At 45.3% G+C, this 15,592-nt stretch carries 21 protein-coding genes; 17 read left to right on the top strand and 4 right to left on the bottom strand.

The features are described from left to right. Positions 1 to 5: 5 nt before the first annotated feature. From ICN48_RS03295 to hisD, 6 genes are all read left to right on the top strand, one after another. Positions 6 to 758 (top strand): ABC transporter ATP-binding protein, encoded by a 753-nt coding sequence (locus tag ICN48_RS03295; protein WP_216152394.1) that lies wholly within the window; start codon positions 6 to 8, stop codon positions 756 to 758. Beyond that, positions 755 to 1,543 (top strand): ABC transporter permease, encoded by a 789-nt coding sequence (locus tag ICN48_RS03290; RefSeq protein WP_216152319.1) that lies wholly within the window; start codon positions 755 to 757, stop codon positions 1,541 to 1,543. The genes ICN48_RS03295 and ICN48_RS03290 overlap by 4 nt, the downstream gene beginning before the upstream one ends. 32 nt (positions 1,544 to 1,575) lie before the next feature. Continuing rightward, the gene (locus ICN48_RS03285; RefSeq protein ID WP_216152318.1) at positions 1,576 to 1,824 is read left to right on the top strand and encodes a BolA family protein; all 249 of its coding nucleotides are present in this window, start codon (positions 1,576 to 1,578) and stop codon (positions 1,822 to 1,824) included. A gap of 71 nt (positions 1,825 to 1,895) precedes the next feature. Then, complete coding sequence (gene murA, locus ICN48_RS03280; protein ID WP_216152317.1) at positions 1,896 to 3,170, top strand: UDP-N-acetylglucosamine 1-carboxyvinyltransferase; 1,275 nt, start codon at positions 1,896 to 1,898, stop codon at positions 3,168 to 3,170. Positions 3,171 to 3,190: 20 nt separating this feature from the next. Next, complete coding sequence (gene hisG, locus ICN48_RS03275; protein WP_216152316.1) at positions 3,191 to 3,817, top strand: ATP phosphoribosyltransferase; 627 nt, start codon at positions 3,191 to 3,193, stop codon at positions 3,815 to 3,817. A gap of 27 nt (positions 3,818 to 3,844) precedes the next feature. Further along, the gene (gene hisD / locus ICN48_RS03270) at positions 3,845 to 5,167 is read left to right on the top strand and encodes a histidinol dehydrogenase (RefSeq protein ID WP_216152315.1); all 1,323 of its coding nucleotides are present in this window, start codon (positions 3,845 to 3,847) and stop codon (positions 5,165 to 5,167) included. 11 nt (positions 5,168 to 5,178) lie between these two features. On the opposite strand, the gene hisC is transcribed toward hisD, so the two are convergent. Continuing rightward, positions 5,179 to 6,246: a histidinol-phosphate transaminase gene (hisC, locus tag ICN48_RS03265; RefSeq protein WP_216152314.1), complete on the bottom strand. Its 1,068-nt coding sequence runs from the start codon at positions 6,244 to 6,246 to the stop codon at positions 5,179 to 5,181. Between the two features lie 109 nt (positions 6,247 to 6,355). On the opposite strand from hisC, the gene ICN48_RS03260 reads away from it, so the two are divergent. The 5 genes from ICN48_RS03260 (at position 6,356) to hisF (ending at position 10,596) form a co-directional block, all read left to right on the top strand. Then, positions 6,356 to 7,684 (top strand): RNA-guided endonuclease TnpB family protein, encoded by a 1,329-nt coding sequence (locus ICN48_RS03260; RefSeq protein ID WP_216152313.1) that lies wholly within the window; start codon positions 6,356 to 6,358, stop codon positions 7,682 to 7,684. Positions 7,685 to 7,747: 63 nt separating this feature from the next. Further along, positions 7,748 to 8,335, top strand: a complete 588-nt coding sequence (gene hisB, locus ICN48_RS03255) for an imidazoleglycerol-phosphate dehydratase HisB (RefSeq protein ID WP_216152312.1) — start codon at positions 7,748 to 7,750, stop codon at positions 8,333 to 8,335. 60 nt (positions 8,336 to 8,395) lie between these two features. After that, entirely contained in the window at positions 8,396 to 9,058 is a 663-nt protein-coding gene (gene hisH, locus ICN48_RS03250; RefSeq protein ID WP_216152311.1) for an imidazole glycerol phosphate synthase subunit HisH, read from the top strand. An 18-nt stretch (positions 9,059 to 9,076) separates the two neighbouring features. Beyond that, a complete protein-coding gene (gene hisA / locus ICN48_RS03245) occupies positions 9,077 to 9,838 on the top strand; it encodes a 1-(5-phosphoribosyl)-5-[(5-phosphoribosylamino)methylideneamino]imidazole-4-carboxamide isomerase (RefSeq protein WP_216152310.1) in 762 nt (253 codons plus the stop codon). Beyond that, positions 9,838 to 10,596, top strand: a complete 759-nt coding sequence (hisF, locus tag ICN48_RS03240) for an imidazole glycerol phosphate synthase subunit HisF (protein ID WP_216152309.1) — start codon at positions 9,838 to 9,840, stop codon at positions 10,594 to 10,596. Before hisA ends, hisF begins: the two co-directional genes overlap by 1 nt. An 8-nt stretch (positions 10,597 to 10,604) precedes the next feature. Here the strand turns inward: hisF and ICN48_RS03235 are convergent, their stop codons facing one another. Together ICN48_RS03235 and ICN48_RS03230 are read right to left on the bottom strand one after the other, a co-directional pair. Next, positions 10,605 to 10,997, bottom strand: coding sequence for a type II toxin-antitoxin system HicB family antitoxin (locus tag ICN48_RS03235; protein ID WP_216152308.1), 393 nt, complete (start codon positions 10,995 to 10,997; stop codon positions 10,605 to 10,607). A gap of 11 nt (positions 10,998 to 11,008) precedes the next feature. Next, on the bottom strand, positions 11,009 to 11,191 hold the full coding sequence (locus tag ICN48_RS03230; protein ID WP_216152307.1) for a type II toxin-antitoxin system HicA family toxin: 183 nt from the start codon (positions 11,189 to 11,191) through the stop codon (positions 11,009 to 11,011). 135 nt (positions 11,192 to 11,326) lie between these two features. Between ICN48_RS03230 and hisI the strand changes: the two genes are divergently transcribed. The 6 genes from hisI (at position 11,327) to tatC (ending at position 14,134) form a co-directional block, all read left to right on the top strand. Then, positions 11,327 to 11,722, top strand: coding sequence for a phosphoribosyl-AMP cyclohydrolase (gene hisI, locus ICN48_RS03225; protein ID WP_216152306.1), 396 nt, complete (start codon positions 11,327 to 11,329; stop codon positions 11,720 to 11,722). A 41-nt stretch (positions 11,723 to 11,763) separates the two neighbouring features. Continuing rightward, positions 11,764 to 12,165 (top strand): phosphoribosyl-ATP diphosphatase, encoded by a 402-nt coding sequence (locus tag ICN48_RS03220; RefSeq protein WP_216152305.1) that lies wholly within the window; start codon positions 11,764 to 11,766, stop codon positions 12,163 to 12,165. A 2-nt stretch (positions 12,166 to 12,167) separates the two neighbouring features. Continuing rightward, positions 12,168 to 12,524 carry a histidine triad nucleotide-binding protein gene (locus ICN48_RS03215; RefSeq protein WP_216152304.1) on the top strand — a complete coding sequence of 119 codons (357 nt, stop codon included), beginning with the start codon at positions 12,168 to 12,170 and terminating at the stop codon, positions 12,522 to 12,524. Between the two features lie 16 nt (positions 12,525 to 12,540). Continuing rightward, positions 12,541 to 12,762, top strand: a complete 222-nt coding sequence (tatA, locus tag ICN48_RS03210) for a Sec-independent protein translocase subunit TatA (protein ID WP_216152303.1) — start codon at positions 12,541 to 12,543, stop codon at positions 12,760 to 12,762. A gap of 67 nt (positions 12,763 to 12,829) precedes the next feature. Then, on the top strand, positions 12,830 to 13,306 hold the full coding sequence (tatB, locus tag ICN48_RS03205; RefSeq protein ID WP_216152302.1) for a Sec-independent protein translocase protein TatB: 477 nt from the start codon (positions 12,830 to 12,832) through the stop codon (positions 13,304 to 13,306). Between the two features lie 39 nt (positions 13,307 to 13,345). Then, positions 13,346 to 14,134 carry a twin-arginine translocase subunit TatC gene (tatC, locus tag ICN48_RS03200; protein WP_216152301.1) on the top strand — a complete coding sequence of 263 codons (789 nt, stop codon included), beginning with the start codon at positions 13,346 to 13,348 and terminating at the stop codon, positions 14,132 to 14,134. Here the strand turns inward: tatC and ICN48_RS03195 are convergent. Continuing rightward, a complete protein-coding gene (locus ICN48_RS03195; protein WP_216152300.1) occupies positions 14,110 to 15,573 on the bottom strand; it encodes a tetratricopeptide repeat protein in 1,464 nt (487 codons plus the stop codon). The genes tatC and ICN48_RS03195 overlap by 25 nt on opposite strands. Positions 15,574 to 15,592 lie beyond the last annotated feature (19 nt).

Genomic DNA, 15,592 nt, shown 5'->3' with positions numbered 1-15,592 from the left:
TGGCAATGCACCCTGCAATATCTATTCAAAATATATCTAAGCAGTACGGAGCGCTCCAAGCTTTAGATGAGGTATCTCTCACGATTGAACCTGGAGAATTTTTTGGTTTGTTAGGCCCAAATGGCGCTGGCAAAACTACTTTGATTTCTATTCTGGCTGGCCTGGTGAGGCCTAGTCATGGTCATGCAGCCATTATGGGCGCCGATGTTCAAACGGGATTTCGCGAAGCGCGGCGCATGCTTGGCGTAGTTCCGCAAGAGCTAGTCTTTGACCCGTTTTTTACTGTGCGTGAGACTTTACGTTTTCAGTCTGGTTACTTTGGAATTAAAAATAACGATGCATGGGTAGAGGAGATCATGGCTAATCTTGATCTCACTTCCAAAGCCGATAGTAATATGCGCTCTTTATCTGGAGGCATGAAGCGTCGGGTACTCGTTGCTCAAGCTTTAGTTCATAGACCACCAGTCATTATTTTAGATGAGCCTACTGCTGGAGTTGATGTTGAGTTGCGCCAATCTTTATGGCAATTTATCAGTCGATTAAATCAAGATGGCCATACGATTGTTCTGACTACCCATTACCTGGAAGAGGCTGAAGCTCTATGTCAACGTATTGCCATGCTCAAACAAGGCAAGATTGTGGCGCTTGATACCACTGCTAATTTACTGAGTCGTTATGGATCCGTCAAAAAAGATGGCGAAGGTAAAACTGATTTAGAAGAAGTCTTTGTCAACATCATGTCTGGGGGTGCCCAATGAAGAACGGGTTGAATAGACCTGCTTTGGAATATGGCAGCGGTTTCCCAACGCTATTGTTCAAGGAAGTAAAGCGCTTCTATAAGGTCGCTTTTCAGACGGTGGCTGCACCAGTTCTTACGGCCGTGCTCTATCTCATGATCTTTGGACATGTGCTTGAGGGCAGGGAAGTCTATGGGCGCTTTAGTTATACAGCCTTTTTAATCCCGGGCCTTGTGATGATGAGTGTTTTGCAAAACGCATTTGCAAATACCTCTTCTTCTCTAATTCAGTCAAAAGTTACCGGTAACTTAGTCTTTGTTTTACTAGCCCCATTAAGTCATTTCGAGTTTTACTCTGCTTATATTTTGGCTGCTGTATTTCGGGGCATTGTTGTGGGATTAGGGGTGCTGTTAATCACGATCTGGTTTGCCACGCCCACCCTGGAATATCCATTGTGGATTTTGGTATTTGCATTCTTAGGTGCTGCGATCTTAGGAAGTCTTGGTTTAATTGCTGGCATCTGGGCAGATAAATACGACCAGTTAGCGGCTTTTCAAAACTTCATCATCATGCCCGCCACAATGTTGTCGGGCGTCTTCTATTCCATTCACTCTTTGCCACCCGCATGGCAGGTGGTGTCGCACTTCAATCCTTTCTTTTACATGATTGATGGCTTCCGTTATGGGTTCTTTGGGGTTTCTGATAACTCTCCTTGGGGTAGCCTGGCAATTGTGTTTTGCTTTTTTATAGTGGTGTCAGTGATTGCTCTACGGCTGCTGCAAAAGGGCTATAAGCTCCGTTATTAATTGTTTACACCCTGGTTTTATTAGGAGAAGAAATGCTACCCACCCCAGAACAAATTGAAGGCTATATCAAGCAAGGCATCAACTGCACCCATATTCAGGTTGAAGGCGATGGCCAGCATTTTTTTGCAACGATTGTGAGCCCTGAGTTTGAAGGTAAGCGTTTGATACAACGTCACCAATTGGTATACAGCGCAATGGGCGATCGTATGAAGGCGGAAGTACATGCCCTGTCAATTAAGGCATTTACCCCTGAAGAGTTTACGCAGAATTCAGCAGCGTAAAAATTTACCCTATTACTCTTTACGCATTACCTACTGAATATTAATAACTAAGCTTTTACTGGAATCGTTTCATGGATAAATTACGAATGGTTGGCGGCTCTCCTCTTAATGGGGAGGTAGTCATTGCTGGTGCTAAAAATGCTGCTTTGCCAATTCTGTGTGCATGTCTATTGACCGATCAACCAGTCGTATTGCGTAACGTTCCTGACTTGCAAGATGTGCGAACCATGCTCAAGCTTTTACAAGAAATTGGCGTGACGGTAGATTTTCCCAATGCAAGCGATCGCAGTCATATGGTGTTGAGCGCAGCTGTAATCAAAAGCTCAGAAGCTACTTATGAAATGGTCAAGACCATGCGTGCTTCGATCCTAGTGCTTGGCCCACTCTTAGCCAGAATGCATAGCGCTAAAGTTTCCTTGCCTGGCGGTTGCGCTATTGGCGCGCGCCCTGTAGATCAGCACATTAAAGGCCTAAAGGCGATGGGGGCTAGCATCAAGATTAAGAGTGGCTATATTCAAGCAGAAACCGAGCCTCAATCTGATCGATTGAAGGGCGCCTCTATCTTGACTGACATGATTACCGTAACCGGCACTGAGAATTTGTTGATGGCTGCTACTTTAGCGTCCGGTACTACTATTTTAGAAAACGCAGCGCGCGAACCTGAGGTTGGTGATTTAGCTGAACTGCTGGTAAAGATGGGCGCAAAAATATCTGGGATCGGAAGTGATCGCTTGGTGATTGAAGGTGTAGAAAAGCTTCATGGCGCTGAGCACTCAGTCATTGCGGATCGTATTGAAGCAGGCACATTCTTGTGCGCGGTTGCCGCTACTGGCGGTGAGATCACGGTAAAACATTGCCGTCCAGATACTTTAGATGCAGTCATCGTGAAGTTAAAAGAAGCCGGCCTTCAAATGGAGATCGGACCTGATTGGATTAAAGCCTCTATGCGGGGTCGTCCAAAAGCGGTCAATTTCCGTACCTCTGAATACCCTGCTTTTCCAACCGATATGCAGGCGCAGCTCATGACTGTAAATGCAATTGCATCGGGTAACTCAACCATTACCGAAACGATTTTTGAAAATCGTTTTATGCACGTACAAGAGCTCAATCGTTTGGGTGCAGATATTGCCATTGAAGGCAATACTGCAATTGCTCAGGGAGTAGAAAAACTTTCTGGCGCAATTGTGATGGCTACCGATCTACGTGCCTCAGCCAGCTTGGTGATTGCTGGATTGGCTGCTCAGGGCGAAACCCAGGTAGACCGGATTTACCATTTGGATCGCGGTTATGACCGCATGGAACATAAGTTAACCCTCTTGGGCGCCAATATTGAGCGCATAAAGTAAGGCTGATGGATAATTAGTCCATGAAATTGACTTTAGCGCTCTCCAAAGGGCGTATCTTCGAAGAAACCGCAGAGATCTTGTCCAAGGTAGGCATTGTGCCGTTGGAAGATCCCGAGAAGTCACGCAAACTCATTATTGAGACCTCCAATCCGGACGTTCGCCTCATTATTGTTCGCGCATCTGATGTACCAACTTATGTGCAATTTGGCGGTGCTGATTTTGGAGTGGCTGGATTGGATGTTCTGATGGAAAAAGGTGCTGATGGATTGTATGTACCTTATGACTTAGATATTGCAAAGTGCCGCATGTCTGTTGCTGTTCGTGAGGGGTTTGATTACGCTGCGGCAGTAAAGCAGGGATCTCGTTTAAAAGTCGCCACCAAGTATGTCAACTGCGCGCGTGAGCACTTTGCTAATAAAGGCGTTCATATCGATACGATCCAGCTTTATGGCTCTATGGAGCTAGCCCCTTTGGTAGGCTTAGCAGACGCTATTGTGGATTTGGTGTCTACAGGAAATACATTAAAAGCAAATGGTTTGGTTGAGGTTGAACCCATTGCAGATATCAGCGCTCGCTTGGTAGTGAACCAGGCTTCGTACAAGCGTAAGCGTGCACAGCTACAACCTATTTTTGAGTTGCTGAAGTAATCAGTATCTAGCGAAAAGTCTTCATTAATGTCTGCACAAATTAACGTTAAGCGTCTCAATAGTAAAGATGCCGGCTTCAGAGAAATTCTGTTGGCTAGCCTTTCATTGCCTACCGCTGATGATGAGGCTATTGATGCTGCAGTGCTTAAGATTTTGGCAGCAGTAAAAGCCCAAGGCGATGAAGCGGTTCTAGGATTTACAAAACAGTTCGATCGCTTGAATGTTGCAAGCGTCTCCGAATTAGAGGTGCCTCGCAAAGATTTAGAACTTGCTTACAACTCTTTATCTGCAGAACAAAAAAATGCTTTAGATATTGCTGCGCAAAGAGTGCGCGCTTATCACGAGCAGCAAAAGATTGAAGCGGGTTGCCATTCTTGGGAGTATGAGGAAAAGGATGGAACACGATTAGGTCAAAAAGTAACTCCATTAGATCGTGTTGGTATTTATGTGCCTGGAGGCAAGGCGGCTTACCCTTCATCCGTATTGATGAATGCCATTCCTGCAAAAGTGGCTGGTGTCGCTGAAGTCGTTATGGTGGTGCCCACTCCGGATGGTGCACGTAACCCACTGGTCTTGGCGGCGGCATATCTTGCTGGTGTTGACCGCGTCTTTACGATCGGCGGCGCTCAGGCAGTTGGTGCTTTAGCTTACGGCACTAAAACAATTCCATCAGTCGACAAAATTGTTGGGCCAGGGAATGCTTATGTGGCCGCCGCTAAGCGCAGGGTATTTGGCATTGTGGGTATTGATATGATCGCTGGCCCTTCTGAAATTTTGGTGCTTTGTGACGGATCTAGTAATCCAGATTGGGTTGCAATGGATTTGTTCTCCCAAGCTGAGCATGATGAACAAGCCCAGTCCATCATGCTTTGTCCTGATGCTGCATTTATTGAGCAAGTCCAGTCCAGCATCAATAAGCTTCTCCCAGAAATGCCAAGAGCAAAAGTAATTGAAGTTTCGCTCACAAACCGCGCCTTATTGATTCAAGTAAAAGACATGTCGGAAGCATGTGAGATTGCTAATGCAATTGCTGCTGAGCACTTGGAGATTTGCGCTGCTGAGCCTCGTAAGTGGGCAGATCAAATTCGACACGCTGGCGCTATCTTTATGGGTAACTACACTAGTGAATCACTGGGTGACTATTGCGCTGGCCCCAATCACGTATTGCCAACTGCGCGTACTGCACGTTTTTCTTCGCCACTAGGTGTATATGATTTTATTAAGCGCTCTAGCATGATTGAAGTCAGTGAGGCTGGCGCACAAACTTTGGGCGCAGTTGCTAGCACGTTGGCTCACGGTGAGGGCTTGCAAGCCCACGCTCGCGCAGCTGAGATGCGCCTCAAAAAGTAAGCCCAAAAAACTTAATTCAGAATTTCTCTTAAAGCAGTGATAAGTTCGTTGCTTTGCTCATCCGTGCCAATTGTTATCCGCAAGAACTCTTCTATGCGTGCAGATTTAAAGTGACGAACGATGATGCCTCTGTCACGTAAAGCTTGATAGAGCTTAGCTCCAGCATGCTTTGGGTGACGCGTGAAAATAAAGTTTGCAGTTGAAGGTAGGGTTTCAAATCCTAATGCCCCGAGTTGCTCAACCATCTTTGTGCGAGTTTGCATTACCTTGGCAGAGGTTTCTTCAAGATGCGCTTGATCCTCAATCGCCGCAATAGCACCGGCTTGAGCAAGGCGCCCTAGTGGATAAGAATTGAAACTATTTTTAACTCGCTCCAAGCCCTCGATTAAATCTGGATGACCAACGGCAAAACCAACACGCAGACCAGCTAGGGCGCGAGATTTAGAAAGCGTATGGACAACTAGGAGATTTTCGGGGCAGTCATCACCACACAAGAGTGGAATACAAGATTGCGTTCCATAATCTACATAAGCCTCATCAATGACCACTACAGAATCTTTATTGCGCAATAGTAAGGCTTCAATATCTGAACGGGGGATTGATCTACCTGTTGGCGCGTTTGGGTTGGGGAAAATAATTCCACCATTAGGCACTTTGTAGTCAGCAGTATTGATCTCAAACTTTTCACCCAATGGAATGGTTTTGTAATCAATTCCAAAAAGCTTGCAGTACACGGGATAAAAACTGTAGGTGATATCTGGAAAATGAACTGGTTCACTTTGTTTGAGCAATCCAGCAAAGACGTGAGCCAAGACTTCATCTGAACCATTACCCAAAAAGACCTGTTTTGGGTCTAAGCCGTGTAATTTAGCGATAGCTTGCTTAAGGGCTGTGCCTTCTGGGTCGGGATAAAGGCGTAAATCCTCAGTATTCTGAGCTTCAATTGCAGCAAGTGCCTTTGACGATGGGCCATAAGGACTTTCATTGGTGTTGAGTTTGACCAGCCGCTGCATTTGCGGTTGCTCCCCGGGAACATAGGGGGTTAGGGTTTGAACAACAGGGCTCCAGAAACGGCTCATGAGGGTTCTTAGGTTAATGGTTGGGTGTAAAGTTTAACTATTGTGCCGTAAACGCCTGTTTTAGAGTGGGCGTATAAAGCTGAGTTTTAACTTGTTAAGCATTGGTTAATTGATTAACACTGTATATAATTACAGTATTCTTGGAGCTATCAAAATTCGCCTTTATCCTAACAAAATCCAAGAACAAAAATTAGCTCAAGATTTTGGTAATGCGCGCAAGGTTTGGAACTTGGCCTTGGATTTAAAGCAAAAAGCCTATGCTAACGGCGAGTCGCTTTCTTGCTACGATATTAAGAAGATGCTCCCTGTTTGGAAAAACGGGGAATATGACTACCTTAAGCAAACTCACTCCCAAGTATTGCAAGAAAGCATTTTGCATTTGGATGGGGCTTATAAAAATGCGTTTGCTCGCGTTAAGCAATGCAAGCATGCAACGAGTCGCCGCACTAAAAACAGTAATGTATTTGGCTTTCCGGTATTCAAGTCTAGATATGATTCTCGTCAAGCTATTAGCTATCCGCAAGGTGTTACGGTATCAGGCAACAAAATTACCCTACCCAAAATAGGTCAGATTAAAGCCCGCGTGCATCGTGAGATTGTTGGAAAAATGAAGACGGTTACCATCTTGCGTGAGAGTACGGGAAAGTATTACGCTGCTATTTTGACGGAAGACTTTAAGCTAATTGCCGAGCCATTGCAGTCTTTTGATGCAGCGAAGATTATCGGTATTGATTTGGGCGTTAAGGATTGGATTGTCGATAGCAATGGCAATAAACTACCTAACCCCCATCACCTTAAGAAGTCACTCAAAAAACTACACCGATTGCAAAAAGATTTATCACGCAAGATTGAGTTTGCTAAGGATAGATGTATTGCTGATGGCAAACCTACGATAGAACAGCGTAACTACTTTGGCAGCAATATCGCCAAAAATAGAAAACATGTAGCGCTGGCACATGAGAAGGTGCGACATGCCAGAGAGAATTATCAGCACCAAGTTTCTTTCATTCTAGCCAACGAAAACCAAGTGGTCGTGGCAGAAACTTTAAATATCAGGGGTATGATGGCCAATCGCAGGCTATCAAAAGCCATTGGCGATTGCGCTTGGGGCGGGTTTTTAATTAAGCTCGATTACAAGCTCAAGGCTAAAGGTGGACAACCTGTTCAAATCTCCACCTGGTTCCCGTCCACCAAGACATGCAACCATTGCGGGGTTATTAACGAGCACATTACGTTAAATGATCGCATGTGGACCTGTAGCTCGTGTCATGCTACCGTTGATAGGGATATTAATGCAGCGCTCAACATCAGAGATGCTGGCATTGTGAAAATAAAGGCCGCAGGACTGTCGGTCTACGCCCATGGAGGCCATGTAAGACTTGATGCGGTTGGTCAAGCGGCGGCCGCTGAAGTGGGAAGCCTCTGCGATTATGCGTGAGGAGCAGTCACGAATGATATTATGAGGCTTCAATCAACACTTCGCCTCGCGGCGCAATGAAGCATGCGGCAAGCCGACGTCATCCGAAATACTTCGGAAACCAAAATTCAGATTTCCATCAATTTAGATGGAACTGGTAAGGCCGAACTGGCCTCTGGAGTCCCTTTTCTCGATCACATGCTCGATCAGATTGCCCGTCACGGCATGATCGACCTTAAAGTGGTCGCTAATGGTGATACCCATATTGATGATCACCATACCGTTGAGGATGTGGGGATTACTTTGGGGCAGGCCTTTGCTAAAGCAGTTGGTGACAAAGCGGGAATTACTCGTTACGGCCATTCTTACGTGCCCCTAGACGAAACGCTTTCTCGTGTTGTGATCGATTTCTCAGGTCGTCCAGGCTTGGAATTTAACGTTCCATTTACGCGTGCGCGGGTAGGTGACTTTGATGTGGATCTCAGTATTGAGTTCTTCCGTGGTTTTGTAAACCATGCGGGCGTAACTTTGCACATCGATAATCTGCGCGGCATCAATGCGCACCACCAAATTGAAACCGTTTTCAAGGCCTTTGGTCGTGCTTTGCGCATGGCTTTGGCAGTTGATCCACGTGCTTCAGGCGCTATTCCTTCAACTAAAGGAAGTCTTTAATCTAGATTCCCACGGTTGCTTAGAAGACAACAGTAGATAACAATAGATAGCAGGTAAATTTTGGCGCAAACCATTGCGATCGTCGATTATGGAATGGGTAATCTCCGTTCTGTATATCAAGCATTTCATCATGTTGCACCGGATGACAATGTATTGATTGCACATCAACCGGAAGAGATCCGCTCAGCTGATCGTGTCGTATTGCCTGGTCAAGGTGCTATGCCAGATTGCATGAAGCACTTAGAGGAATCTGGTTTGTTAGAGGCTTTATTAGAGGCCTCTAAAAGCAAGCCGCTTTTAGGAGTTTGTGTGGGCGAGCAAATGTTGTTTGATCAAAGCGCTGAAGTGCGGACCAGTGGTAGTGACCAATGGACGCCGTGCTTAGGCTTGATTCCTGGTGAAGTGCGCCGTTTTGAGTTGACTGGCAAGAAGCAGTCAGATGGGTCGGCATATAAAGTGCCGCATATGGGCTGGAATCAGGTTCGTCAGGATAGCAAGCACCCACTTTGGAATGGCATACCGGATTTAACGAGCTTTTATTTTGTGCATAGTTACTATGTAGTACCGCAGCGCAATGAGGATATTGCTGGCTCTACGGAATACGGTGACTGGTTTACTTCTGCAGTGGCGCGAGATAATATTTTTGCAACTCAGTTTCATCCAGAAAAAAGTGCAGAATACGGATTAAAGCTTTATAAAAATTTTGTTTCTTGGCAACCTTAATACTTCTAACCATTTGCTATGCTGCTGATTCCCGCGATTGATCTAAAAGACGGCCACTGTGTTCGACTCGAACAAGGTGATATGGACAAAGCCACAGTGTTTTCTGAAGATCCAGGGGCGATGGCAGCGCATTGGATTAGTAAAGGCGCACGACGTTTGCATTTGGTCGATCTAAATGGCGCCTTTGCAGGCAAGTTAAAGAATGAGGCTGCAATCAAATCCATCCTCAAAGCAGTGGGTAATGAGATTCCCGTGCAACTCGGTGGCGGCATACGTGATCTTGAAACGATTGAGCGTTTATTGGATGACGGTATCAGCACAGTCATTATTGGTACGGCTGCAGTGAAAAACCCAGGCTTTGTGCAAGATGCCTGCACGGCATTCCCTGGACATGTGATGGTTGGGTTGGATGCGCGTGATGGCAAGGTGGCTACGGACGGCTGGAGCAAAATTACTGGCCATGAAGTGATCGACCTTGCTAAAAAATTTGAGGACTGGGGCGTTGAGGCCATTATTTATACCGATATTGGGCGAGATGGCATGCTTAAGGGAGTGAACATTGATGCCACAGTCAAGTTAGCTCAAGCGATTCGTATACCGGTCATCGCAAGTGGCGGACTGTCTAATAATCAAGATATTGATGCGCTCTGCAAGGCTGAAGAAGAGGGTGTAATGGGCGTGATCGCCGGGCGCTCTATTTACGCCGGTGATCTTGATCTTGCGATAGCTCAAAAATATGCTGATGAGTTAACCCTCAAGTACACAAAGAATATTTTCTAGTGTTAACCAAGCGAATTATTCCTTGTCTTGATGTCACTGCAGGGCGCGTAGTAAAGGGTGTGAACTTTGTTGGTTTGCGTGATGCCGGTGATCCAGTGGAGATTGCAAAACGGTATGACACACAAGGTGCCGATGAGCTCACCTTTTTGGATATCACTGCGACCTCCGATGGGCGCGATCTCATTTTGCATATCATTGAAGATGTTGCATCTCAAGTTTTTATTCCTTTAACTGTTGGCGGTGGTGTGCGCGCAGTTGCAGACGTGCGGCGCTTACTCAATGCTGGCGCTGACAAAGTGAGCATGAATTCTTCTGCGGTAGCCAATCCAGATTTAGTCTCTGATGCGGCGGCTTATTACGGCTCTCAATGTATTGTGGTAGCGATAGATGCTAAACAAACTGAGGCGGGTAATTGGGAAGTGTTTACTCATGGCGGCAGAACGGCCACGGGGATAGATGTAGTGCAGTGGGCTAAGGAAGTTGCCAAGCGCGGTGCTGGTGAAATTTTATTAACCAGCATGAATCGCGATGGCAGCAAGAATGGTTTTGACCTATCCTTAACTGCTGCTGTAAGCGATGCAGTATCAGTACCTGTTATTGCTTCTGGTGGCGTTGGTAATTTGCAGCATTTGGTCGATGGCATTACCAAAGGTCATGCAGATGCCGTCTTGGCTGCCAGTATTTTTCACTATGGTGAGTTCACTGTTGGCCAAGCAAAAGAATATATGGCAGCCCAGGGTATTCCGGTTCGAATTTAGTCTGAGTTTTAAGCGCTAATCGCCATATGTGCAATAAAAGCAGAGCGATTTTCACCAGCGGATTTAGCCTTCGCATCCAATCTTGCCAGCACTCTTTTTGGTAAAGAGATATTCACTCTTTCAATATCGTCGGATAGTAAAGCTGGGTCAATCTCGGCAATTGCCCAGATATATCCTTTGAACTCTTTCTTTTTCTGAAGATCAGTAATGGAGCTGGGCTTGGGTATATCTTGACCAGCATCTAAAGCTGCTTCAATCCAAAGCTCAATTGCTTCTTTGGCATTCTCAATCGCCTCATCGATTCCGCTGTCAGCGGCTGAGAAGCACCCTGGCATATCAGGAACAATTACGCCCCACGCCAACTTATCTCCACCCGGTTCAATTGCAATTGGATATTTCATGAGTTATTCCTTTATTTGATCCCCGCTTGTTTCAGTAGCTTTTGAACCAATCCAGTTCCCAGATCCTTTTTGGGGTGGGGAACAGTGATGTGTCCTCCTTTATGGGGGTGATTGAAGACATGATGAGAGCCTTTTGAGCCCCGTAAAACCCAACCATCTTTTTCTAACGCCTTGAGTAGTTCTTTGCTGTTCATTCCTGAATTATAAATTCTATACACATCATACACACAATTAAGGTAAGTGTCATTGAATGACAGCGGGTCATTGGGGTAGGTCTTCGGCAACTGCTTATTTGCTTAGGACAAAACAATTCTGTCAAAATTGAACAAATGTCAGATACAAATAAAAACCCACAAGAACTCGCTTTGCTTGAGGCTGTGACTTGGAATGAGCAAGGCCTCGTGCCCGTTATCGCGCAAGAAGTTGATAGCGGCGATGTATTGATGATGGCCTGGATGAATCGCGATGCCCTTTTAGAAACATTACGTTTGGGCGAAGCGGTCTATTGGACTCGCTCTAGACAAAAGCTTTGGCATAAGGGCGAAGAATCTGGCCACACCCAAAAAATAAAAGAAATTCGTTTGGATTGCGACGGCGATACGATTTTGCTATTGGTTGAGCAGAAAGATCGCATTGCATGTCATACGGGAGAACATAGTTGTTTCTTTCTGCGTTTGGACCCAACAACAACCTCCTGGATTGATGAGTCAGTTGCAAAAAAATAGAGAAGCAAGGATCTTCAACCTAAAAGACATAAAATGACCAGATGACTAGCTCTGCAAATAAATCCTCTAATCTCGATTCTGCATTTGCCCATTTGGCCGATGTAGTAGATCAACGTCGTGATGCCTTTAAGGCGGGTCATGCAGATCCTAAAACTTCATATACCGTTTTACTCTTTTCGAAGGGTGATGATGGAATCTTGAAAAAGATTGGCGAGGAAGCTACTGAGGCCGTGATGGCAGCAAAAGATGCCCGGCACTCTAATTTGGCGGCCGATCAGCAAAAACTGCTGGTGGGCGAAATGGCTGACTTGTGGTTCCACTGCTTGATAGCCCTGTCTCAATTTAACTTGCGCCCAGAAGATGTTATTGCTGAGCTTGACCGTCGTTTGGGCACTTCTGGCATCGAAGAGAAGGCCGCTAGAAAAGCTGCTGACAAAGAATAAGCATGTCACACGACCCTAATTGCCTATTTTGTAAGATTTCTCAAGGTTTGATCCCATCCCAGAAGGTCTACGAGGATGAGGAAATCTATGCTTTTAGGGACATCAATCCGGCAGCGCCTGTTCATTTTCTGATAATTCCTAAAAAACATATACCCATGTTGGCATCGGCAGAAAGCATAGATACGCCTTTGCTAGGTAGAATGATGGAATTAGCACCCCGTCTTGCCAATGAGCAAGGTTGTCGTCCTGGTAAGGATGGCGGCTTTAGATTAATGGTAAACAATGGTGTGGATGGTGGGCAGGAGGTTTATCACTTGCACTTACATGTGATGGGCGGTCCCCGCCCCTGGAAAAAATAATCCAAGGAGATTAAAGATGGGTTCATTTAGCATTTGGCATTGGTTAATTGTTTTGGTTATCGTGATGTTGGTATTCGGTACCAAAAAATTACGTAATATCGGCACAGACTTAGGTGGCGCCGTAAAAGGTTTTAAAGATGGCATGAAAACCTCTGAAGAGCCTAAAGAGCAAATTCAACAAAGTTCTGCAACAGCAGAAAAGACAGTTGATGTGCAGGCTAAAGACGTCAATAAATAAGTAACAAATAAGCTATAACTAACTGAGGTGCAATAGAAAGACATGCAGCTTTTAAACGACTGGTTAAATGATTGATATCGGAGTTTCAAAGCTTGCGCTAATTGCGGTAGTTGCTTTGGTGGTAGTTGGTCCAGAGCGTCTACCTAAAGTGGCTCGGATGGCTGGTAATTTATTTGGACGCGCGCAGCGTTATATGGCTGACGTCAAGTCTGAAGTCAATCGCCAGATGGAAGTAGAAGAGTTTAAAAAGTTTCGTGAAGAAACTACCGCCACGCTGAAGGAAGTTGAAAATAGTATTAGCTCTACTGCTCAAGAGGCTGGAGCCAATCTTAGCGATCAAGCAGATATCTTTGAAACCAGCTTTGAAAAGCCGCCCCTCGACGAGAAGGAAGTGCTACGCAAAACTAAGCGCCAAGGCCGTAATAGTTGGGGTGTACGCCGTGCTGCAAGGCCAGTTTGGTTTAAGCGCTCTGCTGGCATCCGTACTCGTGTGCAATCTGGTGCTGCCAGAATGAAGCGCTTTCATCACAGCGCTCTCAAATAAAAATAATCAGTAAAAGTAAAAGAATAAAAATATCTACGCATGACTGAAAATAATTCAACTGAAGACTCGGGATTACAGGAAACGTTTCTATCCCACTTATTTGAATTGCGCGATCGCGTAATCAAGTCAGCCTTAGCAATCATTGCTGTATTCGTTTGTTTGGTTTATTGGGCGCCAGATATTTTTCATCTGTTTGCGCAACCATTATTAGAGGCCTTGCCTGCTGGCGGAAAAATGATTGTGACTGATGTCACGGGCTCATTCTTTGTGCCCATGAAAGTCACTATGCTCGTGGCATTTCTGATTGCGTTGCCTGTGGTGATGTATCAGCTCTGGGCATTCATTGCGCCTGGTCTCTATTTGCACGAAAGAAAACTCATTCTGCCTTTGGTGGTGAGTAGCTACACCTTATTCATTACTGGTATGGCGTTTGCTTACTTTTTAGTATTTCCAACGGTATTTAAGTTTATGGCTAGCTATAACGCACCCCTAGGTGCGGAGATGTCGACCGACATTGATAACTATTTAAGTTTTGCCATGACAACCTTCTTGGCGTTTGGTATTACCTTTGAAGTGCCTGTTGTAGTGGTTGTCTTGGTGCGTATGGGTATGGTGCCCTTGGCCAAGCTGAAAGAAATTCGCCCTTACGTTATTGTGGGCGCCTTTGTCATTTCTGCAGTTGTGACGCCGCCCGATGTGCTCTCACAATTACTGCTAGCTGTTCCAATGACGCTGCTTTATGAGCTTGGCTTGTTAATTGCCCGTTTTTATGTGCCCAAGCCATCTGAAGAAGATGCAGAAGATCAGTCGACTTCTACGCCTACTTGATTCTTGGAAAAAGTATTCGTTAGCCATTTGGTGACACGGTCAAAGCGATAGCGTCTTTGTCTGAGGTTGCCCTCAAGACCTATTTCTGATCCTGCAAATGCTTTTCCAGCAGCCAAAAGGGCGCGACGTTGTTGGATAGTTTCAATCTGAATCAACCTAGGCAAGATTTTTGGCAATTCCCAGCGAATATCCACCACCACACAATGTTCATGCTGTAGCTGGCCCACCTCAGACAACAACAGCTCTGCTTTACTGAAGTTAAATTGGTTTGCAATGATGATGCGATGACAGAGCAAGAGCCAATCTTCATCTAGCTTGTGTTCAGCATGGTGATTAATCGCTTGTTCAGCGCATTGAGCTAATTCAAACCATTCATTCAATTTGGGATTAGGGCAACTTTCTAAAATTTTGCTCAGCAATTCTTTTGCTTCTGGCACACCTTGCTGGTGTGCTTGCCATACCCAATAGGAAGCTTGAAGACCGCGAACCTTCTCTTCATTCTTTTCGCGCTTGCGCCAAAGATTGGCGCCTTTACGCAGTTGCGCTTGTGGATGGCCAAGATCAGCAGCGCGATCGATGGCGCGATCACTCTCTACAGCGTTGTAACCAGAGAACTGTGGGCGACGATAAATTTCACCAAGCGCATACCAAGCATCGCGATCACCATCTTTAGCAGCAAGCTCTAACCAATAGGCGGCTTTCTTCAGTGAGGCATTTGATTTTGTTTCGGCCACTTCGACTCTTTCGTCGAGTTGCGCAAGGCGCAAACCTAGAGTTAGTTTTGCAATCGTTAAACCAAGCTCAGCAGATTGAATTAATGCGTCTTCATTTTGTTCGTTAAGCCAGACTTGCCACAATGAAGATAGTGCTTCGTTCTTGGGTTGTAATTTAATTAGCAATTCTTTTGCGTTGCTTGCAAAAGAAGAGTTACTCTCCGCAAGATCCTGCAAATATTGTCTAGCTATCTTCTGAATGCTTGAAAAATCTAAAGAAGCTATTTTTTTTGGTGTTGAAGATGAGGGCTTCTTTTTAAGCCAGTCGAACAATTGGGTTTGAATTTCTTGATTGACGGGATTAATTAATAGATCTACAAGCTGCCACTTGGCAGCAAAATTGAAATCAGATGCATCCCCAGATTCAGCCAACCTCCAAAAGGAGCTCCAACCAAACGCAAAAGCGGGGGAGTTAAAGGTTTCAGCCAGTGGAATGTTCGCAACTTGGCTTATAAGATCAAAAATTTCAGCGTCACTAGAAGTTTTATTCTCAAGTACATGATTAGTAATGGAAAAATAGGATTTTTCAAACCAAATCAGTGCGTTAGCAGGTTGAATAGGGGTTTTAAAAGCACCAGTTAAATAGGCTTGAGCCAATTTTTGTTGCGCCGATACATCACCTAAACGGGCTGAGCTAAGGATTTTTAAGAATTCGCGACTTGCCATATGACAATTTTGGCATCTG

The sequence above is a fragment of the Polynucleobacter sp. JS-Safj-400b-B2 genome (assembly GCF_018881975.1).
Lineage (GTDB): Bacteria > Pseudomonadota > Gammaproteobacteria > Burkholderiales > Burkholderiaceae > Polynucleobacter.
This window is presented reverse-complemented; position numbering and strand designations above follow the sequence as displayed.